We start from the raw sequence: 1,681 nt of genomic DNA, 5'->3' as shown, positions 1-1,681 counted from the left end.
CCGCCAGTGCCGCCCCCGCTCCCCCCCCCACCCCGCCCGCCGGCCGCCCCGACCCCGGCCCCGGACTCGGGGCGACGGGCGGTTCCGCGATCCGACCGGGGAGGTCGGCCGGTCAGATGCGACCGCGGGTCGTACGGCGACGGCGCATCAGGTGCACGCCGGCACCCAGGGCGGCGGTGCCGACCAGGCCGGCGCCGATGGCCGTCTCGGTGGCGGTCGGGCCGAAGGAGCCGCCGAGGCCGCCCTGGGCGCCTCGGCCGGCCAGCACCTGGAACTGGTGGGTGCCGATGATGCTGCTGCCGTGGCAGCGCACGGACAGCTCGTAGTGGCCCGGGTCGGCGTGGTCGTAGATCCGCACCCGCGCGAAGCTGATGGCCCCCGGACGCAGCTCGGTCTCGTCGAAGACGCGGTCGCGGTCCCGGCCGCGACCGCGGTCGTCGCCGGAGAACACGACGCCGCCCTGGCGGCAGCCGGAGGCGCTGACGTCCATCACGGAGCCCTGGTGGACGGCGAACGGATTGACGGTGATGTTGCTGGGCCCGCCCCCACCCCCGGGGGCGCCGCCGGCGACGGCGAGGGGTGTCGCGAGACCGAGGACGGCGAAGGCCGCGGCGGCCGCCGAGAGAGTGCGCGAAACACGCATGGTGGAACCTCCAGCGGGAAGCGCCCCGGAGCGGTGGCTCCGGGCTGATCGACGAGAACGCCTCCCGTGACGAACCATCACCTCGGCTCGGATGCCGCGCATGTCCGCATTCGTCCGCCCGATGGAGGCGACACGCCGAGCGAATCTGACGGAGCCCCAGGTCACACCCCATCAGATGCTTATCTGACATTTACTCGGATGGCTGCACCCCTTCCGGCCCCCACCACCCGTTCGCCCCTCCCTCCTCGCCATCGTGCCGCGGCGGACTTAGCGTGCGAGGGGATGGGGGAAGAGAACGCGGGACACCGGAACCCGCGTCGGGAAGGGAGAACCATGACCGAGGACGAGACCGGGCAACCGCGCAGGCGCTCCCCCTGGGGCGCGCTGGCCCTGGTCATGCTCACCGGCCTCGCCATGATGCGGAACGGCGCGAACATCGAGCCGGGCCCGCCGCAGCCGGCCGCGGCCGCCGCGGTGAGCGCCGCCTCCGACACCCTCGCCACGGCCGCCCCGGTGCCGCCGGCGGACCTGGAGGTGATGGGCCACTCCACGGTCGAGCGGATCCGCATCCCCTCGATCAACGTCGACGCCCCCGTCATGTCGGTGGGCCTGGACGCCGAGGGCTGGATCGACGCACCGCCGCCCCAGGACCCGAACCTGGCCGGCTGGTACCTCAACGGCATCGCCCCCGGCATGCGCGGTTCCGCGGTGATCGTGGGGCACGTGGACAACGCCCAGGGACCGGCCGTCTTCTACGGCCTGGGCTCGGTCCACAAGGGCAGCCGCATCGAGGTCAGCCGGTACGACGGGCGCACCGCCGTCTTCGAGGTGTACGGCGTGGAGGTCTTCTCCAAGGCGGAGTTCCCCGGGGCGCGGGTCTACGGCGACACCGGCCACCCGGAGCTGCGGGTGATCACCTGCGGCGGCGGCTACTCCAAGGCCCGGGGCTACGACGGCAACGTGGTCGTCTTCGCCCGCATGGTGGAGGCCCGCTGAGCGGTCCGGACACGCCGCGGGGCCCCGGGGCGGATCCTCCGC

General features: G+C 74.0%; 2 protein-coding genes. One reads left to right on the top strand and one right to left on the bottom strand.

What is annotated here, in order from left to right; genetic code table 11:
• Positions 1–112 precede the first annotated feature (112 nt).
• Positions 113–643 carry a hypothetical protein gene (locus tag AB0O40_RS37775; protein ID WP_365050887.1) on the bottom strand — a complete coding sequence of 177 codons (531 nt, stop codon included), beginning with the start codon at positions 641–643 and terminating at the stop codon, positions 113–115.
• 333 nt (positions 644–976) lie between these two features.
• On the opposite strand from AB0O40_RS37775, the gene AB0O40_RS37770 reads away from it, so the two are divergent.
• On the top strand, positions 977–1,639 hold the full coding sequence (locus AB0O40_RS37770; RefSeq protein ID WP_365050884.1) for a class F sortase: 663 nt from the start codon (positions 977–979) through the stop codon (positions 1,637–1,639).
• Positions 1,640–1,681 lie beyond the last annotated feature (42 nt).

The sequence above is a fragment of the Streptomyces sp. NPDC089919 genome, from assembly GCF_040684615.1.
Taxonomy (GTDB): domain Bacteria; phylum Actinomycetota; class Actinomycetes; order Streptomycetales; family Streptomycetaceae; genus Streptomyces.
The sequence above is the reverse complement of the archived record's forward strand: the minus strand, read 5'-3'. Positions and strand labels throughout refer to the sequence as shown.

What these genes read in the sequence shown, in the direction of transcription:
- AB0O40_RS37775 (WP_365050887.1), bottom strand. Translation starts at nt 643, where the DNA reads ATGCGTGTTTCGCGCACTCTCTCGGCGGCCGCCGCGGCCTTCGCCGTC.
- AB0O40_RS37770 (WP_365050884.1), top strand. Translation starts at nt 977, where the DNA reads ATGACCGAGGACGAGACCGGGCAACCGCGCAGGCGCTCCCCCTGGGGC.